Annotated in this window: 23 protein-coding genes; 13 read left to right on the top strand and 10 right to left on the bottom strand. The window is 72.0% G+C overall.

Translation table 11 applies throughout. The features are described from left to right. Positions 1-38 precede the first annotated feature (38 nt). Positions 39-1,121 (bottom strand): NDP-sugar synthase, encoded by a 1,083-nt coding sequence (locus AB0411_RS28000; protein ID WP_366420051.1) that lies wholly within the window; start codon positions 1,119-1,121, stop codon positions 39-41. A 337-nt stretch (positions 1,122-1,458) separates the two neighbouring features. Next, positions 1,459-2,811: a peptidoglycan recognition protein family protein gene (locus AB0411_RS27995; protein WP_366420050.1), complete on the bottom strand. Its 1,353-nt coding sequence runs from the start codon at positions 2,809-2,811 to the stop codon at positions 1,459-1,461. A gap of 128 nt (positions 2,812-2,939) precedes the next feature. On the opposite strand from AB0411_RS27995, the gene AB0411_RS27990 reads away from it, so the two are divergent. The 4 genes from AB0411_RS27990 (at position 2,940) to AB0411_RS27975 (ending at position 8,837) form a co-directional block, all read left to right on the top strand. Continuing rightward, entirely contained in the window at positions 2,940-3,701 is a 762-nt protein-coding gene (locus AB0411_RS27990; RefSeq protein ID WP_366420049.1) for a TIGR03089 family protein, read from the top strand. A 156-nt stretch (positions 3,702-3,857) separates the two neighbouring features. Continuing rightward, positions 3,858-5,096, top strand: a complete 1,239-nt coding sequence (locus AB0411_RS27985) for an LCP family protein (protein WP_366420048.1) — start codon at positions 3,858-3,860, stop codon at positions 5,094-5,096. Positions 5,097-5,319: 223 nt separating this feature from the next. Then, the gene (locus tag AB0411_RS27980) at positions 5,320-7,068 is read left to right on the top strand and encodes an LCP family protein (RefSeq protein WP_366420047.1); all 1,749 of its coding nucleotides are present in this window, start codon (positions 5,320-5,322) and stop codon (positions 7,066-7,068) included. Between the two features lie 71 nt (positions 7,069-7,139). After that, positions 7,140-8,837, top strand: coding sequence for an LCP family protein (locus AB0411_RS27975; RefSeq protein WP_366420046.1), 1,698 nt, complete (start codon positions 7,140-7,142; stop codon positions 8,835-8,837). Positions 8,838-9,221: 384 nt separating this feature from the next. Here AB0411_RS27975 and AB0411_RS27970 read toward each other — a convergent pair whose 3' ends face one another. Further along, on the bottom strand, positions 9,222-10,253 hold the full coding sequence (locus AB0411_RS27970; protein ID WP_366420045.1) for a glycosyltransferase family 2 protein: 1,032 nt from the start codon (positions 10,251-10,253) through the stop codon (positions 9,222-9,224). A gap of 275 nt (positions 10,254-10,528) precedes the next feature. Here AB0411_RS27970 and AB0411_RS27965 point away from each other — a divergent pair, with 275 nt between their 5' ends. The 3 genes from AB0411_RS27965 to AB0411_RS27955 all read left to right on the top strand — a co-directional run bounded on the left by AB0411_RS27965 (position 10,529) and on the right by AB0411_RS27955 (position 13,141). Further along, the gene (locus tag AB0411_RS27965; RefSeq protein WP_366420044.1) at positions 10,529-11,992 is read left to right on the top strand and encodes an LCP family protein; all 1,464 of its coding nucleotides are present in this window, start codon (positions 10,529-10,531) and stop codon (positions 11,990-11,992) included. Between the two features lie 73 nt (positions 11,993-12,065). Next, entirely contained in the window at positions 12,066-12,521 is a 456-nt protein-coding gene (locus AB0411_RS27960) for a hypothetical protein (protein WP_366420043.1), read from the top strand. A gap of 38 nt (positions 12,522-12,559) precedes the next feature. Then, positions 12,560-13,141: a VanZ family protein gene (locus AB0411_RS27955; protein WP_366420042.1), complete on the top strand. Its 582-nt coding sequence runs from the start codon at positions 12,560-12,562 to the stop codon at positions 13,139-13,141. Here AB0411_RS27955 and AB0411_RS27950 read toward each other — a convergent pair. Further along, positions 13,092-13,646 carry an acyl-CoA thioesterase gene (locus AB0411_RS27950; protein ID WP_366420041.1) on the bottom strand — a complete coding sequence of 185 codons (555 nt, stop codon included), beginning with the start codon at positions 13,644-13,646 and terminating at the stop codon, positions 13,092-13,094. The genes AB0411_RS27955 and AB0411_RS27950 overlap by 50 nt on opposite strands. A 271-nt stretch (positions 13,647-13,917) precedes the next feature. Between AB0411_RS27950 and AB0411_RS27945 the strand changes: the two genes are divergently transcribed. Continuing rightward, complete coding sequence (locus tag AB0411_RS27945; RefSeq protein WP_366420040.1) at positions 13,918-15,207, top strand: LCP family protein; 1,290 nt, start codon at positions 13,918-13,920, stop codon at positions 15,205-15,207. A 78-nt stretch (positions 15,208-15,285) separates the two neighbouring features. Here the strand turns inward: AB0411_RS27945 and AB0411_RS27940 are convergent, their stop codons facing one another. After that, positions 15,286-16,461, bottom strand: a complete 1,176-nt coding sequence (locus AB0411_RS27940; protein WP_366420039.1) for an acyl-CoA dehydrogenase family protein — start codon at positions 16,459-16,461, stop codon at positions 15,286-15,288. A gap of 255 nt (positions 16,462-16,716) precedes the next feature. On the opposite strand from AB0411_RS27940, the gene AB0411_RS27935 reads away from it, so the two are divergent. Both AB0411_RS27935 and AB0411_RS27930 read left to right on the top strand, forming a co-directional pair. Further along, complete coding sequence (locus AB0411_RS27935; protein WP_366420038.1) at positions 16,717-18,057, top strand: UDP-glucose dehydrogenase family protein; 1,341 nt, start codon at positions 16,717-16,719, stop codon at positions 18,055-18,057. Positions 18,058-18,235: 178 nt separating this feature from the next. Then, entirely contained in the window at positions 18,236-18,604 is a 369-nt protein-coding gene (locus AB0411_RS27930) for a VOC family protein (protein ID WP_366420037.1), read from the top strand. Between the two features lie 19 nt (positions 18,605-18,623). On the opposite strand, the gene AB0411_RS27925 is transcribed toward AB0411_RS27930, so the two are convergent. The 3 genes from AB0411_RS27925 to AB0411_RS27915 are packed head-to-tail and all read right to left on the bottom strand — an operon-like array spanning position 18,624 to position 21,531. Beyond that, entirely contained in the window at positions 18,624-19,811 is a 1,188-nt protein-coding gene (locus AB0411_RS27925) for a dipeptidase (protein WP_366420036.1), read from the bottom strand. After that, positions 19,808-20,395, bottom strand: a complete 588-nt coding sequence (gene purE / locus AB0411_RS27920) for a 5-(carboxyamino)imidazole ribonucleotide mutase (protein WP_403151622.1) — start codon at positions 20,393-20,395, stop codon at positions 19,808-19,810. Before purE ends, AB0411_RS27925 begins: the two co-directional genes overlap by 4 nt. Beyond that, positions 20,392-21,531 (bottom strand): 5-(carboxyamino)imidazole ribonucleotide synthase, encoded by a 1,140-nt coding sequence (locus AB0411_RS27915; RefSeq protein WP_366420035.1) that lies wholly within the window; start codon positions 21,529-21,531, stop codon positions 20,392-20,394. The genes purE and AB0411_RS27915 overlap by 4 nt, the downstream gene beginning before the upstream one ends. Positions 21,532-21,696: 165 nt before the next feature. Here AB0411_RS27915 and AB0411_RS27910 point away from each other — a divergent pair, with 165 nt between their 5' ends. After that, a complete protein-coding gene (locus tag AB0411_RS27910; RefSeq protein WP_366420034.1) occupies positions 21,697-22,122 on the top strand; it encodes a protease inhibitor I42 family protein in 426 nt (141 codons plus the stop codon). A gap of 130 nt (positions 22,123-22,252) precedes the next feature. Then, complete coding sequence (locus AB0411_RS27905) at positions 22,253-22,762, top strand: GtrA family protein (RefSeq protein ID WP_366420033.1); 510 nt, start codon at positions 22,253-22,255, stop codon at positions 22,760-22,762. A gap of 35 nt (positions 22,763-22,797) precedes the next feature. Here AB0411_RS27905 and AB0411_RS27900 read toward each other — a convergent pair whose 3' ends face one another. Both AB0411_RS27900 and AB0411_RS27895 read right to left on the bottom strand, forming a co-directional pair. Continuing rightward, positions 22,798-24,045, bottom strand: coding sequence for an ATP-binding protein (locus AB0411_RS27900; RefSeq protein ID WP_366420032.1), 1,248 nt, complete (start codon positions 24,043-24,045; stop codon positions 22,798-22,800). 6 nt (positions 24,046-24,051) lie between these two features. Then, positions 24,052-24,732: a response regulator transcription factor gene (locus tag AB0411_RS27895; RefSeq protein ID WP_030086430.1), complete on the bottom strand. Its 681-nt coding sequence runs from the start codon at positions 24,730-24,732 to the stop codon at positions 24,052-24,054. Between the two features lie 503 nt (positions 24,733-25,235). On the opposite strand from AB0411_RS27895, the gene AB0411_RS27890 reads away from it, so the two are divergent. Continuing rightward, positions 25,236-26,741, top strand: a complete 1,506-nt coding sequence (locus tag AB0411_RS27890; protein ID WP_366420031.1) for a peptide MFS transporter — start codon at positions 25,236-25,238, stop codon at positions 26,739-26,741. The last annotated feature ends 29 nt before the right edge of the window (positions 26,742-26,770 follow it).

The following is a 26,770-nucleotide window of genomic DNA, read 5'->3' as shown; positions in this document are numbered from 1 at the left end:
GGCCTGTGGACAACGGCGGCCCGGGCCCGGTGACCGGCCTACTGGTCGGAGGAGAAGCGCACCGATCCGGCCGGGATGTCGGCGTCGCACCAGATGCGGATGCCGCCGCGCAGCTCGTTGCCGGCGCCGATCAGCGCGCCGTCGCCGATGACCGCGCCGTCCAGGACCGTCCGGGCGCCGATGCGCGCACCGGCGCCGATCAGCGAATCGCGGATCTCGGCGCCCTCCTCGACGACCGCGCCGTCGAGGACCGCGCTGCCGTCGATCCGGGCGCCGGCGCCGATGACGGCACGCGGCCCGACGACGGTGCCGCCGCTGAGCTTGGCGTCGTCGGCGACCTCGGCGGTCTCCAGGACCAGGCGCTCCCCGCGCCGGCCGGGCACCGCCGGGGACGGGGCGCGGCCCAGGACCAGGTCGGCGGAGCCGCGGACGAAGGCCTGCGGGGTGCCGAGGTCCAGCCAGTACGTGGAGTCGACCATGCCCTGGAGGTGGGCGCCCTCGGCGAGCAGGCCGGGGAAGGTCTCGCGTTCGACGGAGACCGGGCGGCCGGCCGGGATGGTGTCGATGACCGAGCGGTTGAAGACGTAGGCGCCCGCGTTGATCTGGTCGGTGACGATCTCCTCGGGGGTCTGCGGCTTCTCCAGGAAGGCGGTGACCCGGCCGGTGTCGTCGGTGGGCACCAGGCCGAAGGCACGCGGGTCCTCGACGCGGGTGAGGTGCAGGGAGACGTCGGCGCCGGCGGTGCGGTGGGTGTCGACCAGGGCCGGGATGTCCAGGCCGGTGAGGATGTCGCCGTTGAAGATCAGAACCGGGTCGTCGGGGCCGGAGTGCAGCCGCTCGGCGACATTGCGGATGGCGCCGCCGGTGCCCAGCGGCTCGTGCTCGGTGACGTACTCCAGGTGCAGGCCCAGCGCCGACCCGTCGCCGAAGTACGGCTCGAAGACCTCGGCGAGGTAGGAGGTGGCGAGGACGATGTGCTCGACACCGGCGGCCCGGGCGCGGGCCAGCTGATGGGTGAGGAACGGCACGCCGGCCGCGGGGACCATGGGCTTGGGCGTGCGCACCGTCAACGGGCGCAGCCGGGTGCCCTTGCCGCCGACCAGGAGGATCGCTTCAGTCACTGTGCCCTCTGTTCGCTTCTCCGCCCGCGCAGCGCAGCGGTGCGGCTCTCGTCGTCGACCACAGCCCGGCGGCTGCACGTGCGACTCACGGTGTCTTCTCTGCTTCCTGCTGGGTCGGCCGATCGGCGGACCAGTGTAGGCAGACAGGGCATCCGGACGCCCCCGGCGGTGGAACCGGCCCCGTGCTGTTCAGGCCACGGGGCGGCACCGGGCCGGGGCGCGGGCGTCGTGGTCGTGAGGACGCGTCAACGGCAGGAAAGGTTCAGTGGGTCCGGCACCCCGCACCGTGCCGAACGCCCGCAAAACCGTGCATGACCACCCGATTCACCGCGACGGGTCAGCGGCCCTGGAGCCCGGCCGCGGCGACCCGGGCGGCGCCGAGCTTGTTGTAGAGGTACAGGCCGGGGCAGTCGGTGGTGAAGCCGTCGCGGTGGCCGGAAATGACGTGCAGCGGGACCTTGGCCCCCTTGGGGAAACGGTTGCCGCCGGCGGACAGCAGCTTCGTCATCTTGCGCGGATCGACCCCGTAGAGGCCGAGCTTCCAGGCCGCCAGACGGGCGATGGCGTCGAGGGCGCGCCGCGGCGGCTCGGTGTCGGTGAACGTGCCGAGGACGGCGATGCCGGTGCTGTCGGCGTTGAAGCCGAGGGTGTGGGCGCCCATGACGGGCTTGGCGACGCCGCCCGCCCGGCCCTCGTAGACCGTGCCGCACTTGTCGATGAGGAAGTTGTAGCCGATGTCCCGCCAGTGGTTGCTCTCGACGTGGAAGCGGTACATGGCGCGGATCAGCGCGGGGGCCTCGTCGCAGCTGTAGTCGTTGCCGGAGCCGCTGTGGTGGACGAAGGCGGCGCGGACGGTGTGGGTGTAGGTGAAGTCCTTCTCCCGCAGTTCCTCGTCGGCGCCCCAGCCTGCCCGGGTGACGATCCGGGGGCGGGCTCCGACGTAGGCGCGGGCCGGGGACAGCAGGCCTGCCGCGGCGATGTCGGCCAGGGAGGCGACCTGGTCGAGGGCCGGGATCTCGGTGGCGCCGAGCGGGGCGAGCAGCGTGTTGGCGGCGGACGCCGCGGCCGCCCCGGGGCCGACCGGGGCCGGCGGGTCGGCGTGCGCCCCGCGCAGGGCGCGCGGGGTCCGGCCGGGGTCGACGAGTTCGAGGCGCAGCCCGGCCGGGACGGTGGCCGGTGCGCGGTCGCTGCTCTCGGGGGTGATCCGCAGTTGGACGGCGTCAGAGTCGCCGACCCACAACGGAGCGGTGCTGCCCCTGACGGCGCTGCCGTGCCGTTCGGCGGAGCCGAGGTCGGGGGCGTCGTCGTTGTGGACCTGGACGTCCTGCCAGTCGGACCAGCGGGTGGTGCCGGTGGCGCGGGTGCGGACCTGGACCCGGCCGTGCAGTGCGGCGGCGGCGTCGTCCCAGACCACCCCGAGGAGGGAGAACGGGTGCACGGTGCGGGCCGGCAGGCCGAGCGTCCTGGGCGCGGGCACCGTTGCGGAGTCGCGGTCGGTGGCGTCCGGGGCGGCTGCGCCGGGCGTCGGCACCGGCAGGGACTGGGTGCTGCCGGGCAGATCGGGGGTGCTCGTGGCGCGCGGCGCTGCGGCCGGGGCGGGGACGGCATGCGCACCGGCCGCCGGCGCGAGGGACAGGGCGAGGGCGGCGGTGCACACGGCGCCGAGACAGGTCACGAGAAAAGGGCGCATGAATAAAATCCTGGACATGTCCGGACCGAACGCGCCAATGGTGACCTGACGGGGCATCGGCCGATCCGGTGGCCGGTACTGCTGCGCCCGACCGGCCGCCGGCCGCCGCCGCGCGTACCCTGGCCGCGATGAACGCCACCGATCGCACCCCCGCCGACCTGCTGAGTTCCGCGCTCGCCGCGGATCCGGCCCGCCCGCTGGTGACCTTCTACGACGACGCCACCGGCGAGCGCGTGGAACTGTCCGTCGCGACCTTCGCCAATTGGGTGGCCAAGACCGCCAACTACCTCCAGGGCGATCTGGCCGCCGGGCCCGGCGACCGGCTCGCGCTGCTGCTGCCCGCCCACTGGCAGACCGCGGTCTGGCTGCTGGCCTGCTCGTCGGTGGGCGTGGTCGCGGAGGTGGACGGCGATCCGGCCGCCGCCGACGTCGTCGTCGCCGGGCCCGACCGGCTCGACGCGGCGCGGGCCTGCTCCGGGGAGCGGGTGGCGCTGGCGCTGCGCCCGCTGGGCGGCCGCTTCCCGCAGCCGCCGGCGGGCTTCGCGGACTTCGCCGTCGAGGCGCCGGGCCAGGGCGACCGGTTCGCGCCGTTCGTGCCGGTGGACCCGGCGGCCGCGGCCCTGGTGGTGGGCGGCGAGGAACTGACCGGCGCCGGCATCGGGGCGCGCGCGCTGGCCGATGCGGCGGCGGCCGGGATGCCCGAGGCGCCGCGGGTGCTGTCGGGGCTGGCGTACGACACCTGGCAGGGCTTGTCGTACGGGCTCTACGCCCCGCTGGCGGCCGGCGGCTCCGTGGTGCTGTGCCGCCACCCGGACCGGCTGGACGCGGATGCCGCGGCCGCCCGGGAGAGCAGCGAGAAGATCACCTACCGGGCGCCGGCGCCGCACTGAGCGGCGCTCCCCCGTCCGGCGGACCGGTGGCGCCCGTGGCGGGCCGGTTCGCCCGTTTCGGTCCAGGATCTTGAGTACGTACAACCATGCGCGGGGTTCGTCCGTCTCTTGTTCCGTCCGGGCCCTCGTGCGGGCGCGACGCCGACTCCATGAGGGATGGACGCACAGGTGACCGATACCCCCGAGCCTCCCCGGTTCGCCGGCTGGGACGAGCGCCCGGCCACGGGGCCGGGACCGGACCGGCCGGGGCCGCCGCGCGGGCCGTCGCACCGCAGGCGGTGGCGGCACTGGGCCGCGCTCGGGGTGGTCGGCGTCATGCTGGCCGGGGCCGGGGCGGGCTGGGCGGTGTACGCCAAGCTCGACAGCAACATCCGCACCGACAGCGCCACCGAGAAGGAGCTGCGGAAGTGGGAGTCCGAACGGCCCCCGGCGGGCCCGCCGAACGCCGCGAACGTCCTGCTGATCGGCTCCGACAGCCGCCACGGCGACAACCGCCGCTACGGCCGCGACGACGGCCAGCGCTCGGACACCACGATGCTGCTGCACCTGGCGGCGGACCGGAAGAGCGCCACCGCGGTGAGCATTCCACGCGACCTGATGGTGGACGTGCCGCACTGCAAGCACCCGGACGGCACGGAGACCCCGCCGCGGACGACCCAGTTCAACGGGGCGTTCGCGGTCGGCGGCGTGGCCTGCATGATCCGCACGGTCGAGAAGCTGACCGGCATCCGCATCGACCACTACCTGATCATCGACTTCGTCGGCTTCACGAAGATGGTGGACGCGGTCGACGGCGTCGAGGTCTGCCTCCCCCGGCCGATCCACGACCCCGCGGCGCAGCTCACCCTGCCCGCGGGCCGGCAGACCCTGCACGGCGAGGCCGCGCTCGGCTACGTACGGGCCCGCAAGAGTCTGGGCAACGGAAGTGACACCCAGCGTATGCAGAGGCAACAAGAGTTTCTTGGGGCTCTCGTGAAGAAAGTGCAGAGCAATGGTGTCCTGCTCAATCCGGCCCGGCTGTATCCGGTGTTGGATGCCGCGACGAGTTCACTGATCACGGACACCGCGCTGGCATCCCTGAAGGGGCTGTACGAATTGGTCCGCAGCACCCGCAGCATTCCCACCGGCCGGGTCCAGTTCATGACCGTGCCGCGCCGGGAGTACCGCTACGATCCCAATCGCGACGAGCTGGTCCAGCCGGATGCCGGACGGCTCTTCGCGCAGCTGCACAACGATCTTCCGGTGACCGTGAAACCCCCTCCCGACACCGGGGAGAAGCCGGTCCGGGCGGGAGGCGCGACCGCGGCCGGACGGGCCCGCGGAGCACCCTCGCCGTCGCCGAGTCCGACCCCGTCCTTTCCCCGGGCGACGGCGGAACACGGGCTCTGCGAATAAAGATGCCGCAAAGTGCAGCTGCGACTCGAATGGATTGGGCGGATTGCCCAGTTGTAGGCAAGTGGAATTTGTCACGAGCGTCGCGGGGCGCTGAACTGGGCGGATAGTGTGAGCGATCCGGTCGCCGCACCAGCTGACCGATGACCATGCAATGCACGATCGACCGACCCGAGCGCCTTGAGGGGATGGCGCCGCGTGGCACCGACGGAGGACTCAAGGCACCGTGGACGCGCAAGGCCGTGGGCGGGCGGGCGACAACAACGTCGATCCCGCCGATCAGTGGGTGTTCGACCCGAACACCGGCAACTACGAGCTGCGGATTGACCCTGCCGGTCAAGACGCCGCTCGGCCCGCCGACCGCAGGACGGCCGGCTCCAGACGTGCCAGGTCGGGCGGCGACACCGACACCCGGCCGCTGCCGACCCAGCGCGGCCGCCGGGGCGAGGACGCCGATGCCGACGAGCGCGCCGGTGGCGGGCGGGCGGCCCGGCGGTCGGCCGGCAGCCGCACGGCGTCCGCGGCGGCCGCGGGCCCGGCGAGCCGCCGCAAGCGCAAGCCGAAGGCGTCCGGGAAGAAGAAGGCGCTCTACTGGACGGCCGGTGTGGTGGGCTTCGTGCTCGTCGCGGGCTGCGGTGGCGCGTTCTACCTCTACCAGCAGCTGAACGGCAACATCTCCAAGGTCGATGTCGGCGTGGAGAACGACGCGGTCTCCAGCGGCCCGGTCAATGTCCTCATCATCGGGACGGACGCCCGCTCCGGGAAGGGCAACGCCGGTTACGGCGACGCCGGCAGCGTGGGCCACGCGGACACCACGATCCTGATGCACATCTCCAAGGACCGGACGAACGCCACCGCGCTGAGCATCCCGCGCGACATGATCACCGACATCCCGACCTGCCCCACGAAGCAGAAGGACGGCTCGACGAAGAGGATCCCCGGCGAGCACGGGGTGCGCTTCAACACCAGCCTGGGCCAGGAGGGCCGCGACCCGGGCTGCACCTGGCGCACCGTCGAGAAGCTGACCGGGCTGAAGATAAATCACTTCATGATGGCCGACTTCAACGCGGTCAAGGAGCTGTCCACCGCGGTCGACGGCGTCGAGGTGTGCGCGGGCAAGGACCTCAACGACCCCAAGTCGCACCTGAAGTTGAAGGCCGGCCGGCACGTCGTCAAGGGCGAGCAGGCGCTGGCCTTCGTCCGCACCCGGCACGCCATCGGGTTCGGCAGCGACCTCGACCGGATCAAGATGCAGCAGCAGTTCCTCAGTTCGCTGATCCGCAAGCTGAAGTCCAGCGCCTTCAGCAGCCCCGGCAAGCTCTACGACGTCAGCCAGGCGGCGACCAGGGCGCTCACCGTCGACACCGGTATCGGCACCGCGAACAAGCTGCTGGACTTTGGCACCGACCTCAAGAAGGTCGACATCGACAAGGTCACCTTCGCCACGGTGCCGGTGCTGGACAACCCCGACGACCCGGCCACCGTCATCCTCAACAAGACCGCCGCGGACCCGCTGTTCGCGATGGTCCGGGCCGACCACACCCTGGCCAAGGGCAAGAAGGGCAAGGGCAAGAAGTCCGCGCCGGTGAAGAAGGCCCCGCCCGAGCAGGTGCGGGTCGACGTCACCAACGGCGGCGGGCCGATCGGTTCGGCGCAGGAGACCGTGGACTGGCTGCAGAACAGCAAGGCCGCCAAGCTCTCCACCAACGCCGGCAACGCCCCGGCGAAGCTGGCCACCACCCGCCTCGAGTACGCGCCCAACCAGGCCGACCAGGCCGCCACCCTGGCCGACTGGATGGGGCTGCCCAAGAGCGCGCTGAAGCAGTCGTCGCACAACGCCGGTGACCGGGTCCCGATGAAGCTCACGCTCGGCAAGGACTTCAAGGCACCGGGCACGCCGATCGACGCGCCGACCGAAACCCCGGACGGGGTGCAGAACGTCAATGCAGATGACAAGAACGTCTGCGCGAAGTGACCTGAGCGGGATCCGGCCGCCCCGCCGAGGCGCCGAGCGCACCATCGGACAGACAACGGGGAGAGGGCCCAATGCGGCAGAGCAGTGTGCGCGGTGACCGATCGCGCCGACGGCGCCAGCCGGACGCGGAAGAGCTGGGCTGGGACGACGGGCTCTACGAGAACAAGGGACTGCCGCCGGACGCACCCGGCTGGACGCCGCCCCCCTCGGGGGGCGGCGTCGCCTCCGGTGACGGGGACGGCCCCGCCGAGGGCGCGGGCCGCCGCTCGGCGGGCGAACCGCGCCGCGGCAAGGGGCGCAAGGTGCTGCGCTGGACCGCCCTCACCCTCACCGTCCTGATAGTGGGCGGCGCGGGCGCCGGGTACTGGTACTACGAGCACCTCAACGCGAACCTCCGCAAGGCACCGCGCTCCCTGGCCGGGGACGGCCTGAAGAAGCCGGACCCCAACGCCTTCGGGCAGAGCCCGCTGAACATCCTGCTGCTCGGCTCGGACGGCCGGAACAGCAAGGAGAACATCGAGCTCGGCGGCGCCCGGCAGGACGCGGACCGCAAGCCGCTCGCCGATGTGCAGATGCTGCTGCACGTCTCCGCGGACCGCAGCAACATGTCGGTGATCTCCATCCCGCGGGACACCCGGGTGACGATCCCGCAGTGCACCGACCCGAAGACGCACCAGGTCTACCGGCAGACCTCCGCGGCCATCAACCAGTCGCTCCAGCACGGCGGTCCGGGCTGCACCCTCGCCACCTGGCAGGAGCTGACCGGCATCTACATCGACCACTTCATGATGGTCGACTTCTCCGGCGTGGTGGACATGGCCGACGCCATCGGCGGCGTCCCGGTCTGCGTCGGCAGCAACGTCTACTCGCACGACAGCAAGGGCCACGGCAGCGGGCTGAAGCTCACCAAGGGCACCCACTCCGTCAAGGGCGTCCAGGCCCTGCAGTGGCTGCGCACCCGCTACGGCTTCGAGGACAACACCGACATCGGCCGGGCCAAGGCCCAGCACATGTACATGAACTCGATGGTCCGGCAGCTGAAGAAGGGCACCAAGCTCACCGACCCGGGCCAGCTGCGCGACCTGGCCGAGGCCGCGACCAAGGCGCTGACCGTCGACGACGGCCTCGACACCGTCAAGAAGCTCTACGACCTCGGCGGCGACCTCAACCGGGTGCCGACCAAGCGCATCACGATGGTCACCATGCCCTGGCAGTACAGCCCCGACGAGTCGTACGTCATGCCCAAGCCGGGCGACGCGGAGGCGACCTTCGGGATGCTGCGCAACGACACCGCGCTGGACGGCAAGGACAAGAAGAAGAAAGCCGCGCCGGACCCGAAGCCGTCGACGCCCAAGGGCGCGCTGAAGGTGGTGGTGCAGAACGGCACCAACAGCACCGTCAACGGCCCGGTCTCCGGCCGCGCCGCGGTCGTCCAGCAGCGGCTGTCCGGCCTCGGCTACGCCGCGGCGGCCACCGACTCCGCGCTCACCACCCAGGCCGACACCACGCTCACCTACCGGGACAAGGGGCAGCGGGGCGACGCCCTGGCGCTGGCGAAGGCCCTCGGGTTGCCCAAGAGCGCGGTCCGGGAGTCCAGTTCGGCCACCGGAATGCGGCTGGTGATCGGCAACGACTGGCGCAACGGCACCGCGTACCCGGAGAAGGCCGGCGCCGACAAGGGCGCCGACAAGGCCCCGGACAGCGCGGACGCCCTCAACGGCGAGGACTCCAAGGCCTGCATGAAGGTGAACCCGCAGTACACCTTCTAGGCTCCGGGCGGCCTCTGGGGCGGCGGGCGCGCCAGGGGCAGCGGCCTGGAGTGGCGGGCGCGCCAGGGGGTCGGGCGCTCCAGGGACGGCGTCGTCTCCTAGGGCGGCCGACGGTCCCTGGGGCAGCGGGCGGCTTGAGCCGCTTTGCCCGCCCCTGTTGGTTTTTCCCCGCCGCCCACCCCCCTTCGGGGGGTGGGCGGGTGAGGAGGGGAGGTTCCGGCAGAAGGCAGGGTCCCGGCAGGAGACGGGGTGAGGCTGCTCGGCACCCCGGCCCGGGAGGCCCGGACTACTCGTCCCGGCCCGGCGCCCCGGCAAGGGGGGCGGCCGGCTCACCCCCGGCGCAGGAGACCCGGCCTGTTCGCCCCCGGCCTGCTCGCCCCCGAGCTACTCGCCCCCGACCGCCGGGGCCAGGACCGCCGGGCGGCGGCTGGCGATGACCCGCTTGGCGAGGGAGCGGGGGCTGGTCAGGAAGCCGACGCCCCAGGCCATGTGCATGGTGGCCAGGGCGAGGGGGATCTGGGCGCGCGCCTTGAGCGACAGGCCCTTGCCGGCCGGCACCGACCCCGCGGCGATGGCCGCGAGGTAGCCGGCCGGGACCACCAGGCCCCAGGGGGTGACGGCGGCGCCGACCACCAGGCCCGCCGCGATGGCGCACACCGCGGTCGGCGGCGCGAGGTAGCGCAGGTTGATCGAACCGGCGTGGTAACGGGCCACGACGTGGCGCCACTTGCCGTAGTCCTTGTACTGCTTGGCCAGCGCCTTGACGCTCGGCCGCGGGCGGTACTGCACCCGCAGCTCGGGCGAGAACCAGATCGCGCCGCCGGCCTCACGGATGCGGAAGTTCAGCTCCCAGTCCTGGGCGCGGATGAACTCCTCGTTGTAGCCGCCCTGCTGCTCCAGCGCCTCACGGCGGAAGACGCCGAGGTAGACGGTCTCGGCGGGACCGGCCTGCCCGCCCGTGTGGAAGGCGGCGTTGCCCACACCGATCTTGGAGGTCATCGCGGCGGCGACCGCGTCCTCCCAGGCGTTCTCGCCCTCGGCGTGCATGATGCCGCCGACGTTCGCGGCACCGGTCTCCTCCAGGAGGCGCACGGCGGTGGCGATGTAGTTCGGCGAGAGCATGCCGTGGCCGTCGACGCGGACCACGATCGGGTGCCGGGACGCCTTGATCGCGGCGTTCAGCGCGGCGGGGGTGCGGCCGGTGGGGTTCGGCACGGTGTGCACCCGGGCGTCCTCGGCGACGAGCTCGGCGGCGATCTCGTCCGTACGGTCCGCGGACGGGCCGAGGGCGATCACCACCTCCATCTCACCGGCGTACTCCTGCTCCAGGATGTGCCGGACCGCATTGCGCAGGTGACGTTCTTCATTGAGCACCGGCATGATCACGGAGACGGCCGGGGGCTGCTGCTGGGGCATGGTTCCTCGGGGGGACGGCCCGCGGCGGAGCCGCCAGCGACGGCAGCGCCAGCCGGGAGACTGCAGTATCGCGCCTCACGTTACCGCGAATGGCGGACGGCGTCGGACGCAGCCGGGTGGCCGGGCGGCGGGCGCCCGGCGTGTGGCGCTTTGCATCCGATCATATGGACCTACGGTGTCGTCGCCGGATATGCCCTGACTTTCCCCCTGTCCCGTCCTGCCCCGCTCCCTCGCCGGGCACCGATCACGCCCGTCCAGCCGCGGAGGTGTCCCCCGTGACCGCGCCGTTCCGCTCCCCCCGTCCGGCCAGGCGCCGGGCCGCCCGGCCGAGCCCGCGCCGGCGCCCGCCGGGCACGCGCTGGGGGCTGCGGATCGGCGCCGTCACATCCGTGCTGCTGCTGGCCGCGAGCGGCGTCGGGCACGCCGTGGTCACCGGCGTGGAGAACGGGATCGGCCGGGTGGACGCCTTCGGGGGCATGAGCAACCGGCCCGGTGGCGGCGACGGGCTGAACTTCCTGGTCGTCGGCACGGACGGGCGCGACAGGCTCAGCCCCGCCGAGAAGCGGAAGTACCACCTGGGCGGCGCGCCCTGCCACTGCACCGACACCCTGATGCTGGTGCACCTCTCCGCCGACCGGGACCGCGCGAGCGTGATCAGCCTCCCCCGCGACTCCTACGCCGAGGTCCCCGCGCACACCGACGCGGCCACCGGCCGGCCGCGCGCCCAGCACGCCATCAAGCTGAACGCGGCCTACGCCGAGGGCGGCCCCAGCCTCACCGTGCGGACCGTCGAGCACATGACGGGGGTGCACATCGACCACTACCTGGAGGTCGACTTCACCAGCTTCATGCGCAGCGTGGACGCGGTCGGCGGGGTGGAGATCTGCTCCGTGCGGCCGTTGCGCGACAGCTACACGGGCCTGGATCTGCCGGTCGGCAAGTCGCGGCTGGACGGCGGCCAGGCGCTGCAGTACGTGCGCTCGCGGCATGTCGACGGCTCCGCCGACCTGGGCCGGATGCAGCGCCAGCAGCGCTTCCTGGCCGCCCTCATCCACAAGATCACCTCCTCCGGAGTGCTGATGAACCCGATCCGTTTCCGGGACGTCGCCGACACGGTGCTGGGGTCCGTCCGGGCCGACTCGGGCTTCGGGGCCAACGACCTGGTCGATCTCGGGCAGGCGATGCGCGGCTTCACCCCCTCGTCCTCGGAGTTCACCTCGGTGCCGCTGGCCAATGTGGCCCAGCCGGTGCCGGGCGTCGGCTCGACCGTGCGGTGGGATCCGGTGCAGGCGCCACGGCTCTTCCAGGCGATCCGCGAGGACAAGCCGCTCGCGGCCCACCGGGATCGCACCGGGCCGCGGGCCAGGGTCGTGGACGTACCGCCCGGGCAGGTCCAGGTGCAGGTCGACGACGGCGACGCGCCGGCCGGCCAGGACGCCGCGGTGGCCAGGAACCTGCGGGCCACCGGCTTCGCCACCACCGGCGCCCCCGGCGCCTCCCCCCTCGGCAGGGCGCCCCGTACGGTCATCGCCTTCGACCCGCGCTGGGACCGCTCGGCCCGCTCGCTGTCCGCCGCGCTGCCGGGCGCCGAGCTGCGCCCGGCGGCCGGACGGGGGCCGGTGATGCGGGTGACGGTCGGCCGGGACCCGCAGGCGGTGCGGCGGGTACGGGCCGAGGAGCCGTCGCCGAAGCCGGGCGGGATCGCGGCGATCACCGGCGACGAGGCAGTGTGCCCATGAGCGGGCGCGGCGGGCTCACGGGCAGCGGGGGCGCGCCTCGCACGGGCGGCGCCGGGCGGAGCGGGGCCGCGGCATGAGTGTGCCCGCGCCGCGCCGGACCGCGCCCAGGCCGCCCGTACGGCGCCCCCAGGCCCGCCGTGACGCCCACCGGATCGCGGGGGCCGTCGCGGCGCTGTGCCTGGTGGCGGCCCTCGCCGCCGCACCGCCCGCGCCCGCCGCGCCGACCGGCTGCGGGGAGCTGGTGCGTGGCCGGCTGTGCCTGCGCGGCCCGGTGGGGGCCGACGGCATGTACACGGTGAGCTACCGGCGGCTCGGGGCCGCGTCCGGGCCGGACGAGATCCTCGTGCGGCTCGGCTACCAGCGCAAGAACGACCGGATCACCGCCTTCCCCGGATGGTTCGGCACCCGGCGGACGCAGGGCGGCGCGGTGGTGCTGGGCGGCCGGGTGGAGATGCTCGCGGACGAGTGCATCCGGGGCGTCATGGAGCGGGGCGGGGCGGTCTACGTCACGAAGTGGAGCTGCGGTTGACGTCCCGGATGTTCCGGATGTCCTGAAAGGAGCGCATCGTGTGGCAGATCGTACTGGGCGTCACCCCCACGACGGTGACGCTCTTCCTGGCCCTGGCGCTGGCACTGGCCATGGCGCTCGCCCTGTGGACGGCGCACGCCCCTGGCAGCGCCGCGCCGCGCACCACGGCCCGGGTGCTGCTGTCGTGCTGGCTGTTGCTGCTGCTGATGGCGTCGCTCGCGCCGAGCCAGCCGATCGGCTCCGGAGACGCGACGGTGTGGTGGCGCCCCGGTGAGGGGCTGTTCGATCTGGGCGCCCAGCTGGAGCCCGGGGAGCTGTCGATGCTGGTGCGGCGGCAGATCGCCCAGGCCGCGCTGTTCGTGCCCGGCGCGCTGCTGCTGCGGTTCGCGGCGCCGCGCACCTCGGCCGCCGCGGCGTTCCTGCTGGGCGTGGGGCTGTGCCTGGCCGTCGAGACGGCACAGCTGCTGATGCGGGCCGGGCGGATCGCCGATGTCGACGATGTGATCTGCGCGGCGGCCGGCAGCGCCCTCGGCGCGGGGCTGGCGCTGCTCGGCGGGCTGGCGGCCGCCGTTATGCGTCGTCGAGGCCTTCCGCGGCGCGCCGTTCGCGCAGCTCCATGATCGCGCGGCGCCGGGCGAGGCGGTGCGTCCGGCGGATCTGCGCCTCCTGGTAGCGGCGCTTGTCGCGCTCGGTCTCCGGGATCACCTGCGGCACCCGCCGCGGCTTGCCCTGCTCGTCGACCGCGGCGAAGACCAGGTAGGCGGAGCCGACCTGCTGGGCCGGGCTGGACTCGTTCCAGCGCTCGGCCAGGACCCGGACGCCGACCTCCATCGAGGAGCGGCCGGTCCAGTTGACCTGGGCGCGCACATGGACGAGGTCGCCGATCCTGACGGGTTCGAGGAAGGCCATCTCGTCCATCGAGGCGGTCACGGCGGGCCCGCCGGAATGGCGCCCCGCCACGGCGCCCGCCGCGTCGTCGACGAGTTTCATGATCACGCCGCCGTGCACCGTTCCCAGGAGGTTGGTGTCGCCCGCCGTCATGATGTGGCTGAGCGTGATGCGGGACACGGACGTGGGCTTGCCCACAACCTCGTCCTCGGGGCTGTCGGTGACGAGTTCGGTCATGCAGCCAGCCTAAGCGGCGGCCGCGGGGCCCCGTCCCGCCCCGGTCGTGAGACTGGTCTCGCCGTTTGTGCAGGTCCGTGACACAGGTCTCAGCGGCCTCGCCGGGAACCATCCGGAATGGTTGCTTCCATTCGTGCAGGTCGGAATGGTCACGGCCCCTTGCGGTATGCGGCGGACTGCCTCCGTGGCTTTGCATCAGCTCTGCAACAGCCCTGGCCCGATCCGGTACCCGCTCTATGGGGGACCCCGGTACGGCATGCACACTTCCCGTATGAATGAGTGGCCCAATGGGTGGTCCGGCGACCAGAGCGGCAACCGGTACGGACACGGCAGCGGCAGCACCGAGCCGGAGGGTGCGCGCGCGATGCCCCATGTGCGTCGTGACGCGGGCCCCGGCTACCAGCGGCAGGAGCCCCCGCTGCCGCCGTCGATGTCCCCGCGCCGGGGTGCGGCGGTGCCGCCGCAGCAGTCCCAGGGCTACGACGACGCGTACGACGGCTACAACACCGGCCAGGTCTACGGCGGCGGCCGCGGCGGCGGTGGCGGCTACGACGACGGCCCCGGCCGCGCCGGCCGGCCGCGCCCCCGCTGGGGCAAGCGCATCAAGTGGACGGTCATCACCCTGGTCGCGGTGCTGGCGGTCACCTCCGTCGCCACCTACTTCTGGGCCGACGGCAAGCTCCGCCGCAAGGTCGACCTGAGCAAGGTCATCGACCGCCCGGAGGCCGGCGACGGCACGAACTACCTGATCGTCGGCTCGGACAGCCGCGAGGGCATGACCGCCGAGCAGAAGCGCAAGCTGCACACCGGCTCCGCCGAGGGCAAGCGCACCGACTCGATGATGATCCTGCACGACGGCAGCAACGGCCCGACGCTGATATCCCTGCCGCGCGACTCGGACGTGGAGATACCCACCTACGTCGGCTCGGACTCCGGCAAGAAGTACCCGGGCACCGGCCGGCACACCAAGCTCAACGCGGCCTACGCCGAGGACGGCCCCGAGCTGCTGGTGCGCACCGTCGAGTACAACACCAAGCTGCACATCGACCACTACGTCGAGATCGGCTTCGCCGGCTTCGCCAACATCGTGGACGCCATCGGCGGCGTCGAGATGGACATCCCCAAGGCGTTCAAGGACAAGAACTCCGGCGCCGACTTCCCGGCCGGCAAGCAGACGCTCAACGGCCAGCAGGCGCTCGCCTTCGTCCGCACCCGGCACGCCTTCGCCGGCCAGGACCTGGACCGTACGAAGAACCAGCAGAAGTTCCTGGCGACCCTGGCCAGCCAGGCCGCCACCCCCGCCACGGTCCTCAACCCCTTCAAGCTCTACCCGACGATGGGCGCCGGCCTGGACACGCTGATCGTCGACAAGGACATGGGCCTGTGGTCGCTGGGCAACATGTTCTTCGCGATGAAGGGCGTGACCGGCGGCGAGGGCAAGTCGATGAACATGCCGATCTCCGGCAGCACCGGCGGCAACCTGGTCTGGGACAAGGCCAAGCTCCACCAGCTCGTCCAGCAGCTCAACAACGACGAGAAGGTCACGGTCTCCGGCAACTGACCGGCAGCCCGGCCCGAGGAGAGGGGCCCCGGACCGCACACGGCGGTCCGGGGCCCCTCTTCGGTGTCCGTGCCCTGCTTACTGCGGCAGGTTGCGCGCCATCACGATGCGCTGGACCTGGTTGGTGCCCTCGTAGATCTGCGTGATCTTGGCGTCCCGCATCATCCGCTCGACCGGGTAGTCACGGGTGTAGCCGTAGCCGCCGAGCAGCTGGACGGCGTCCGTGGTGATCTCCATGGCCGCGTCGGAGGCGTAGCACTTGGCCGCGGCACCGAAGAACGTCAGGTCCTCGCCCTTGCCGCCGGCCGAGATCCGCTCGGAGCGGGCCGCGGCGGCGTAGGTCAGCTGACGGGCCGCCTCCACCTTCATCGCCATGTCGGCGAGCATGAACTGGACGCCCTGGAAGTCGCCGATCGGCTTGCCGAACTGCTTGCGCTCCTGGACGTAGCCCTTGGCGTAGTCCAGGGCGCCCTGGGCGATGCCGAGCGCCTGGGCCGCGATGGTGATGCGGGTGTGGTCCAGGGTCTTCATGGCGGTGGCGAAGCCGGTGCCCTCGGCGCCGATCATGCGGTCCGCGGGGATCCGGACGTTGTCGAGGTAGACCTCGCGGGTCGGGGAGCCCTTGATGCCGAGCTTCTTCTCCGGGGCGCCGAAGGAGACGCCCTCGTCGCCCTTCTCGACGACGAAGGCCGAGATGCCCCGGGAGCGCTTCTCCGGGTCGGTGACGGCCATCACCGTGTAGTACTCGCTGACGCCGGCGTTGGTGATCCAGCGCTTGACGCCGTTGAGGACGTAGTGGTCACCGTCGCGGACGGCCTTGGTCTTCATCCCGGCCGCGTCGGAGCCGGCGTCCGGCTCGCTCAGGCAGTACGAGAACATCGCGTCGCCCTTGGCCAGCGGGCCCAGGTACTTCGCCTTCAGCTCCTCGGAACCGGACAGGATCACCGGGAGCGAGCCGAGCTTGTTGACCGCCGGTATGAGGGAGGACGACGCGCAGACGCGGGCCACCTCCTCGATGACGATGACGGTCGCCAGCGCGTCGGCACCGGCGCCGCCGTAGGCCTCCGGTACGTGCACGGCGTGCAGGTCGTTGGCGACCAGTGCGTCGAGCGCCTCCTGCGGGAAGCGGGCCTCCTCGTCCACCGCGGCGGCGAACGGCGCGATTTTCGCCTCGGCGAGCGAGCGCACCGACTCGCGGAGCATGTCGTGCTCCTCGGACGGCCGGTACAGATCGAAATCAGCGGTTCCCGCCACGCTTTCTCACTCCCCTGTGAGCTGACGGCAGTGCTAACTACCGTTAAGTAACCCTTTACCTCTCCGGATTCTAGGCGCCCACCCGGCCTGCGGATACGTGAGGTTGCCGACAGTTACAGAGCAGCCCCGCGACGGCTGGAGGAGCCCCTCCCTGCCCCGACTATGCTCGGTCAGCGCCGTTTTCCCCAGTCCCCGTCTCCGACCCCGCCCCTCGACGCCGGCGCCCCGCGCCGCATCCCCTTTTTTGGAGCATCCATGGCCCTCAAGATCACTGTGATCGGCACCGGCTACCTCGGTGCGACCCACGCCGCGGCCATGGCCGAGCTGGGCTTCGAGGTGCTGGGGCTCGACGTGGTGCCGGAGAAGGTCGAAATGCTGCAGCGGGGCGAGGTCCCGATGTACGAGCCCGGCCTGGAGGAGCTGCTGCGCCGCCACGCCGACGGGATCGAGGGCTCGACCGGCCGGCTGCGCTTCACCACCTCCTACGAGGAGGCCGGCGCCTTCGGCGACGTCCACTTCGTCTGCGTGAACACCCCGCAGAAGCACGGTGAGTACGCCTGTGACATGTCATACGTGGAGAGCGCCTTCGACGCGCTGGCCCCGCACCTGACCCGCCCCACCCTGGTGGTCGGCAAGTCGACGGTGCCGGTGGGCAGCGCCGCCCGGCTCGCCGAGCGGCTGGCCGCGGCCGCCCCCGCCGGCGCCGCCGCCGAGCTGGCCTGGAACCCGGAGTTCCTCCGCGAGGGCTTCGCCGTCAAGGACACCCTGCACCCCGACCGGATCGTCGTGGGCGTCTCCGACGGGCGGGCCGAGGAGCTGCTGCGCGAGGTGTACGCCACCCCGATCGCCGAGGGCTCGCCGTTCATCGTCATGGACTACCCGACGTCCGAGCTGGTCAAGACCTCCGCCAACTCCTTCCTGGCGACCAAGATCTCCTTCATCAACGCCATGGCCGAGGTCTGCGAGGCGGCCGACGGCGACGTGGTGAAGCTCGCCGAGGCCATCGGGCACGACGACCGGATCGGCAAGAAGTTCCTCCGGGCCGGCATCGGCTTCGGCGGCGGCTGCCTGCCCAAGGACCTGCGGGCCTTCATGGCGCGCGCCGGCGAACTGGGCGCCGACCAGGCCCTGACCTTCCTCCGCGAGATCGACTCGATCAACATGCGGCGCCGCGGTCACATGGTCGAGCTCACCCGGGACGCGGTCGGCGGCGGCTTCCTCGGCAAGCGGGTCGCCGTCCTGGGCGCGACCTTCAAGCCGGACTCGGACGACGTCCGCGACTCCCCCGCACTCAACGTCGCCGGCCAGATCCACCTCCAGGGCGGCCAGGTCACGGTCTACGACCCCAAGGGCATGGAGAACGCCCGGCGGCTCTTCCCGACGCTGGCGTACGCGGACAGCGCCCTGGAGGCGGTGCGCGGCGCGGACGCGGTGCTGCACCTGACGGAGTGGCGGGAGTTCCGCGAGCTGGACCCCGCCGCGTTGGCCGACGTCGTCGCCGAACGCCGCATCCTGGACGGCCGCAACGCCCTCGACCCGGAACTGTGGCGCAAGGCCGGCTGGACGTACCGGGCGCTGGGCAGGCCGAAGGCCTGACATCCCACGCTCCCGGCTCTCCCACCTCCTAAAGGGCGTGGGGGAGCAACGGCGACAAGCCAGTGCGGCGGGAAAGCCGAGTACGTGGGAGGCGCCGCAGAACCACAACGGCGAACGCCCCCACGGCGGGACGGCCGACGACGTGGGAAGCCGGCCCCGCGCAGCTATCGTGGCGGCCATGAGCCTCATCACGTTCGGCGTTGTCGCACTGGACTGTCCCGACCCCCGGGCCCTCGCGGATTTCTACGCGGACATGCTCGGCTGGCGGGTCACCGGAGAAGACGAGGAGTGGGTCGAGGTCTCCGGGCCGGACGGCCGGGTTCTCGCCTTTCAGCGGGTGGCGGGCTACCGGCCGCCGCAGTGGCCGGGGCAGGAAGTGCCGCAGCAGTCGCACCTCGACTTCGACGTACCGCGCGCGAAGATCGACGAGGCCGAGCGGGCGATCGTCGCGCTGGGCGCCGAGCTCGTCCAGCACGACGACGGGAAGCGCGACTGGCGGGTCTATCTCGACCCGGCCGGGCACCCGTTCTGCCTCTGTCTGAGGTGAGGGGGCCCGGCCCGGTGCGTCAGCCGTCCAGTTGCTCGAGGGTCGCGTGCGACGGGCCGCGCCGCTGCTGCTCATCGCGCGCCACGTCCTCCGCGGCGCGCAGGGTGCGGACGGCGTTGTGCCAGGTGAGCTTGGCCAGGTCGGCCTCGGACCACTTGCGGTCCAGCAGCTCGGCGATCAGGTTCGGGTAGCCGGCGACGTCGGCCAGGTCGGCCGGGGTGAAGGCGGTGCCGTCGAAGTCGCCGCCGATCCCGATGTGGTCGACGCCGGCGACCTCGCGCATGTGGTCGAGGTGGTCGGCGACGGTGGCCGCGGTGGCCATCGGGCGGGGGTGGGCGGCCTCGAAGGCCCGCTGGACCGTCATGCCCGCCTCGGTGGTGTCGAGGTGGTGCAGGCCGTGGGCGCGCATGTTCTCGTCGGCGCGCTGGGTCCAGGCGACCGCTTCGGGCAGCACGAACTTCGGGACGAACGTGGCCATCGCGACACCGCCGTTGGCGGGCAGTTGCGCCAGCACGTCGTCGGGGATGTTGCGCGGATGGTCGCAGACGGCGCGTGCGGAGGAGTGCGAGAAGATCACCGGCGCGGTGCTGACGCGCAGCGCGTCGCGCATGGTGTCGGCCGAGACGTGCGAGAGGTCGACCAGCATCCCGCAGCGGTTCATCTCCCGGACGACCTCCTCGCCGAAGGCCGACAGGCCGTGGTGGCGCGGCTCGTCGGTGGCGGAGTCGGCCCAGGCGATGGTGTCGTTGTGGGTGAGCGTCATGTAGCGCACGCCCAGGTGGTGCAGCGCGCGCAGGGTGGCCAGCGAGTTGTGGATGGAGTGGCCGCCCTCGGCGCCCATGAGGGACGCGATCCGGCCCTCGGTGCGGGCCGCCTCCATGTCGTCGGCGGTGTGCGCGAGGCGCAGCGCGTCGGGGTGGCGGGCGACCAGTTCCCGCACCACGTCGATCTGTTCGAGGGTGGCGCTGACGGCCGTGTCGCCCGCGTAGTCGGCGCGTACGTACACCGACCAGAACTGGGCGCCGACGCCGCCGGCCCGCAGCCGCGGCAGGTCGGTGTGGAGGTGCGCGGACTGGTCGGCGGCGATGTCGCGCCGGTCGAGGTCGTAGCTGACCTGCTCGCGCAGCGCCCAGGGCAGGTCGTTGTGGCCGTCGACGACGGGCCAGCGGGCGAGCAGATCCCGGGCGGTGTCCAGGGAGGAGCTCACTTACCGCCCCCGAAGCCGAAGCCGGCCGGGGAGGCGACCTTGTTGCGCAGCCGCTTGCCCTTCTCGGTGGCCTGGTCGTTCAGCTCCTGCTGGAACTCCCGCATCCGGGCGAGGAGTTCGGGGTCCTGGGTGGCGAGGATGCGGGCGGCCAGCAGCCCGGCGTTGCGGGCGCCGCCGACGGAGACGGTGGCGACCGGCACCCCGGCGGGCATCTGCACGATGGACAGCAGCGAGTCCATCCCGTCGAGGTACTTCAGCGGGACCGGGACGCCGATGACCGGCAGCGGGGTGACGGAGGCGAGCATCCCGGGGAGGTGGGCCGCGCCGCCGGCGCCCGCGATGATCGCCTTCAGGCCGCGCCCGTCCGCCCCCTCGCCGTAGGCGATCATCTCGCGCGGCATGCGGTGCGCCGAGACGACGTCGACCTCGTAGGGGATCTCGAACTCGTCGAGGGCCTGCGCGGCGGCCTCCATGACGGGCCAGTCGGAGTCGGAGCCCATGACGATGCCGACCACGGGGGACGGAGCGGAAGGGGCGTCGGCGTTCGGTTCGAGGCGGTGGTCGGGCGACGGGCTGGGCGTCATTCGGTGATCGTTCCTCGCAGGTAGCCGGCGGCGTGCGCGGCGCGCTCGCGCACATCCGCCAGGTCGTCGCCGTAGGTGTTGACGTGGCCGACCTTACGGCCGGGCTTCACGTCCTTCCCGTACATATGGATCTTCAGCTGCGGGTCCCGCGCCATGCAATGGAGGTACGCGTAGTACATGTCGGGGTAGTCGCCGCCGAGGACGTTGGCCATGACCGTCCAGCGGGCGCGCGGGCGCGGATCGCCGAGCGGGAGGTCGAGCACGGCGCGGACGTGGTTGGCGAACTGCGAGGTGATCGCGCCGTCCTGGGTCCAGTGGCCGGAGTTGTGCGGGCGCATGGCGAGCTCGTTGACCAGGATGCGGCCGTCGGCGGTCTCGAAGAGCTCGACGGCAAGGTGGCCGACGACGTCCAGTTCCTGGGCGATGCGCAGCGCCAGCTCCTGGGCCTGGCCCGCGAGCTCCTCGTCGAGGCCGGGCGCCGGCGCGATCACGGTGTCGCAGACGCCGTTGACCTGGATGGACTCCACGACCGGGTAGGCGACGGCCTGGCCGTGCGGGGAGCGGACGATGTTGGCGGCCAGTTCGCGGGTGAAGTCGACCTTTTCCTCCGCGAGGACGGGCACGCCGGCACGGAACGGTTCGGCGGCCTCCTTGGAGGATCGCACGACCCAGACGCCCTTGCCGTCGTAGCCGCCGCGGACGGTCTTGAGGATCACCGGGAAGCCCTCGCCCTCCGCCGCGAACCGCTCGACGTCGGCGGGGTCGGAGACGATGCGGTGCCGCGGGCAGGGCGCGCCGATCGCGTCCAGCTTCGCCCGCATCACCCCCTTGTCCTGGGCGTGCACCAGCGCCGCGGGCCCCGGCCGTACGGGGATGCCGTCGGCCTCCAGTGCCCGCAAGTGCTCGGTGGGAACGTGCTCGTGATCGAAGGTGATCACATCGCAGCCACGAGCGAAGGCACGCAGGGTGTCCAGATCGCGGTAGTCGCCGATGACGACGTCACCGACGACCTGGGCCGCGGAATCCTGCGGAGTGTCGCTGAGGAGCTTGAACTTGATGCCGAGGGGGATACCCGCCTCGTGGGTCATACGGGCGAGCTGACCGCCGCCGACCATGCCGACTACCGGGAACGTCACGCCCCCAGGGTATCCGTTCGACGGCACCGGCCCGACTCGGGGCTTGGATGATCCTCTGAGTTCGCACGTTCGAAGATCGCCGGAGAAAGACCGGCACGGACGGATGGCCTCGGGCCGCGGTGCGGGGCCGGCGCCCGTGCCGGGCCCGGCACAAGGGGAGGCCGGATGGAGAACAGTGGCATACCAGGGGGCTCCAGGAGGCTGGTGATCGCCGTCGCGGTCGCCGCCCTGCTGATCGCCCTGCACTCCGTCGTCAGCCAGTTGTCCGCCCCCGAGGTCTTCGACGCGGGCGACACCGAGATCAGCGTCTCCCCCGGTGACAGCTTCAGCGTGCAGGTCTCCGACGACCCCGCCGACGGCTACCGCTGGATCATCGCCGAGCCCCGCCCCGACCCGGCCGTCCTCCGGGCCGCCGGCGGGCGCGTGCGCACCGGCGGCCCGCCTCCGGCCGGCACCGGCCGCTACCTCGCCTTCGAGGCCGTCCGCGCGGGCCGTACGGACTTACGGTTGCTGCGCTGCCGGCGCTGCGGCCCCGGCGCGGCCGACGAGAGGGGCGCCCGCAGCCTCAACTTCCGGGTGACCGTCGGCTGACCCGTCCGGACCGCCGGGTGTTGCGCACGGACCCGGCAGATGGCAGGCAGCGCCGTCGGGCCCTGGTTAGCATGAGGAAGCGGCCGGCCGACGGCCGCGACACCGACCAGGCGGGAGCTGAACGATCACCATGAGTGGACGGAGCGCGCTGCGGTCGAGACTGGAGGCGCTCTTCCGGGAACTGGTGAAGTTCGGCGCGGTCGGCGGCGCGGGCGTGGTGGTCAACTTCGCGGTGTTCAACCTCGTGCGGCACCTGACCGAGGTGCCCGTGGTCCGGGCCAGCATCATCGCGACGGTCGTGGCGACCGGCACCAACTACCTCGGCTACCGCTACTTCACCTACCGTGACCGCGACAAGCAGGGCCGGACGAAGGAGCTGACGCTCTTCCTGCTGTTCAGCGCGGTCGGCCTGGTGATCGAGAACGGTCTGCTCTACGTCGCGACATACGGGTTCCACTGGGACAGCCCGCTGCAGAGCAACGTCTTCAAGTTCGTCGGCATCGGCATGGCCACGCTCTTCCGCTTCTGGTCCTACCGCACCTGGGTCTTCCGGACCCTGCCCGCGCGCGAGGCCGTGGAGACCGCCGAGTCCTTCCTCGCCGACGGCCCGCAGCGCCCGCGCAGCGCCTCCCGCAAGTAGCCCCGGCCCGCCGGCCCCGCAGGGCGCCCGCGACCTCACTCCTCGACGGACTCCGCCTCCCGCGCCAGGAACAGCGCGAAGACCGGCGGATGCGGCTGGAGCAGCTCCAGCCGCCCGCCGTCCGCCTCCGCGAGGTCCCGGGCGACGGCCAGTCCGAGCCCGGTGGAGTTCCGGCCGGAGACCGTGCGCTCGAAGACCCGCGAGCCGAGGTCCGGCGGGACGCCGGGGCCGGCGTCGATGACCTCGACGACCGCCTGGTTGCCGGTGACGCGGGTACGCAGCGCGACCGTCCCGTCGCCGTGCATCAGCGAGTTCTCGATCAGGGTGGCCAGCACCTGGGCCACCGCGCCCGGGGTGCCGACGGCCCGCAGCCCCTTCTTGCCGGAGCGCACGATGGCCCGCCCGGCGCTGCGGTAGGCCGGGCGCCACTCCTCGATCTGCTGCTTGACGACCTCGTCGAGGTCGAAGGCGACCGCGGAGCCGCTGCGCGGGTCGCGCGAGTTGGTCAGCAGCCGCTGGACGACGTCCGTCAGCCGCTCCACCTGCGCCAGCGCGATGGTGGCCTCTTCCTTCACGGTGTCCGGATCATCGGTGACGGTGATCTCCTCCAGCCGCATGGACAGCGCGGTCAGCGGTGTCCGCAGCTGGTGCGAGGCGTCCGCGGCCAGCCGCCGTTCGGCGGTCAGCATCCGCGCGATCCGCTCGGCGCTGGCGTCCAGCACGTCGGCGACCCGGTCCAGCTCCTGGACGCCGTAGCGGCGGTGGCGCGGGCGGGGGTCGCCGGAGCCGAGCCGCTCGGCGGTCTCGGCGAGGTCGGTGAGCGGCGCGGTCAGCCGGCGGCCCTGGCGGACGGCCAGGATGACGGCGGCGATGATCGCCAGCAGCGCCACGGCCAGGATGACCAGCAGCGTCCGGCCGATCTCCGCGCTGACCATGGAGCGGGAGGCCTGGACCGTGACGGACTCCCCGCGGTCGCCGCGCACCTCCGACTGGATGACGTCGCCCGAGGGCCGCTTCCCGATCTCGATCGGGTCCTTGCCGGGCACCTTGATCTTCGCGTACCGCTTGGCGGTGATCTGCTCCGAGAGGATGTCCGGAGTGATCTTCTCGCCGCTGCCCAGCCGGCTCTCCACTATCCCCACCAGCCGGACCGCCTCGGACGCCACGCTCTCCTGGGCACCGGCCTGGATGGTGCGGGTCTCGACGATGACGAGCGAGACACCGAAGACGGCGATCACGACGAGCACCACGGCGAGCGTGGAGTTGATCAGGCGGCGGCGCACGGGCCCCTAGCTCTTCTCGAAGCGGAAGCCGACTCCGCGGACGGTGGCGATGTAACGGGGGTTGGCGGCGTCGTCCCCGAGCTTCTTGCGCAGCCACGAGATGTGCATGTCGAGCGTCTTGGTGGAGGACCACCAGGTGGTGTCCCAGACCTCGCGCATCAGCTGGTCGCGGGTGACGACCCGGCCGGCGTCCCGCACCAGGACCCGCAGCAGGTCGAACTCCTTCGCCGTGAGCTGGAGTTCCTCGTCCCCCATCCACGCGCGGTGCGACTCGACGTCGATGCGTACGCCGTGGGTGGCGGGCGGCTGCTGGGGCTCGGCGGTGGAGCCGCGGCGCAGCAGGGCCCGTACGCGGGCGAGGAGTTCGGCGAGCCGGAAGGGCTTGGTGACGTAGTCGTCGGCGCCGGCGTCCAGGCCGACGACGGTGTCGACCTCGTCGGCGCGGGCGGTCAGCACCAGGATGGGGAAGGAATGGCCTTCGTTGCGCAGCCGGCGGGCGACCTCCAGGCCGTCCATGCCGGGCAGCCCCAGGTCCAGGACGACGAGGTCGATATTGCCCTGGAGACCGGCGTCGAGCGCCGTCGGGCCGTCCTCGCGCACCTCGACTTCGTAACCCTCGCGGCGCAGTGCGCGGGCGAGCGGCTCCGAGATGGACGCGTCATCCTCGGCGAGCAGTACACGGGTCATGGCCCGATGGTAGTCCGATGTATCCGGACCCAGGGGCGGACCAGCGCGGATGGCGGACGGCGGACCGTTCCTGCACGTGAGAGCGCGCGCCCCGGGCGCGCGCGAGGGCGCGTGGTCACCCGCAGGGGCGCTCATGGTTCCCCGCGGCAGTGTGAGCGTTGTCTCACGCCGCCCACCGGCGGTGCCCGCGGACGTATGGTGGCGGGACGTCCACTGCTCAACCATCGGGACCCTTGGCGCTCAACTGACGTCAGCGGTCCCTCGTTGTGCTCAGGAACCGGCACCACCGGTCTCCGGACACAGATCGACCTGTCGACCGGGTCCGCCGCGCCAGACGCACGGGGGGGCGTGGATTCCCGGTGTACGACCGTCCTGCCGGCACCTCCTTCGTGCGGTGCCGAACCTCCTGGACGTGGGGGGCGGGCAGGTCTGCACCGGTGCCGGTCACCCCCACCCGGGCGCGTATCGGCCTGCGAACGCGTCCCGAGCAGCAAGGAAGCACCATGGCGTCCAGCCTGACGAAGGACGCGGCCCAGCAGGGGAACCCTGCAGACGGCGGCAAGACCTTCTTCGGCCACCCCCGTGGCCTGGCCACTCTGTTCATGACCGAGATGTGGGAGCGCTTCAGCTTCTACGGCATGAAGGCCCTACTCCCGCTGTACCTGATCGCGCCCGGCGGCATGCACATGCAGGCCACCACGGCCACCGCGATCTACTCGGTGTACATGGCGATGGTCTACCTGCTCGCCATGCCGGGCGGCTGGATGGCCGACCGCTTCTGGGGCCCGCGCAAGACCGTCGCCGTCGGCGCCTGTGTCGTCATCGCCGGCCACATCACGCTCGCCCTGCCCACCGCGGCGACCTTCTTCGCCGGCCTGGTGCTGGTGGCGCTCGGCTCCGGCCTGCTGAAGGCGAACATCTCCACGATGGTCGGCCACCTCTACAACGGCCCCCAGGACCCGCGCCGTGACGGTGGCTTCACGCTCTTCTACATCGGCATCAACCTCGGCGCCTTCCTCGCCCCGCTGACCATCGGCACCGTCGGCGAGGGCGTCAACTGGCACCTCGGATTCACCCTCGCCGCCGTCGGCATGGCGCTCGGCCTCGCCCAGTTCCTGCTCGGCACGCGCCACCTGAGCCCGGAGAGCAGCGTCGTCGCCCAGCCCGCGACGCCGCAGGAGAAGACGTCCGTGCTCCGCAAGGGCCTGGTCTGGCTGATCGTGGCGGCCGTCTTCTACACCCTGCTGGGCGTGACGGGGAACTTCGCCGACTGGGCGCTGCTGCCCATCACGATCGCCGGTCTGGTCATCCCGATCGCGGTCCTGGTCCGCATGAAGCGCGACAAGGAGCTCACGGAGCTGGAGCAGTCCAAGCTCTCGGGCTACATGTGGTTCTTCGCGGTCGCCGCCGTCTTCTGGATGATCTACGACCAGAACGGCTCGACCCTCTCGATCTTCGGCGAACACTCCACGACGAACGACCTGCTGGGCTTCCACTTCCCGACGTCCTGGTACCAGTCGCTGAACCCGATCTTCATCATGGCGCTCGCCCCGCTGGTCGCCTCGGCGTGGCTGTGGCTCAACAAGCGCGAGAAGGAGCCCAGCACCGCGGTCAAGTTCGCGTCCAGCCTCGCGCTGATCGGCATCTCGTTCGCGGTCTTCCTCATCCCGCTGTTCGACACCGCCGCGGGCGGCGGCCGGGTCAGCCCGATGTGGCTGGTGGCGATCTACTTCATCCAGACCGTCAGTGAACTGTGCCTCTCCCCGGTCGGCCTGTCGGTCACCACGAAGATGGCCCCGGCCAAGTACAGCTCGCAGATGATGGGCGTGTGGTTCCTCGCGGTCACCGCGGGCGACTCCGTGGCGGGCCTGCTGACGTCGCCGCAGCTGAACGTCGATCTGAACACCTCGGCCGCGGTCGCCGTGGAGGCCGCCTTCGCGGTCGTCGCCGGACTCGGCATCTGGATGTCCCGCAAGCGGATCAAGGAGCTGATGGGCGGCGTCAACTGACGCCTGCCGGCCCCGGAACACGGAAGGGG

The sequence above is a fragment of the Streptomyces angustmyceticus genome, from assembly GCF_040701845.1.
Taxonomy (GTDB): domain Bacteria; phylum Actinomycetota; class Actinomycetes; order Streptomycetales; family Streptomycetaceae; genus Streptomyces; species Streptomyces angustmyceticus_A.
The sequence above is the reverse complement of the archived record's forward strand: the minus strand, read 5'-3'. Positions and strand labels throughout refer to the sequence as shown.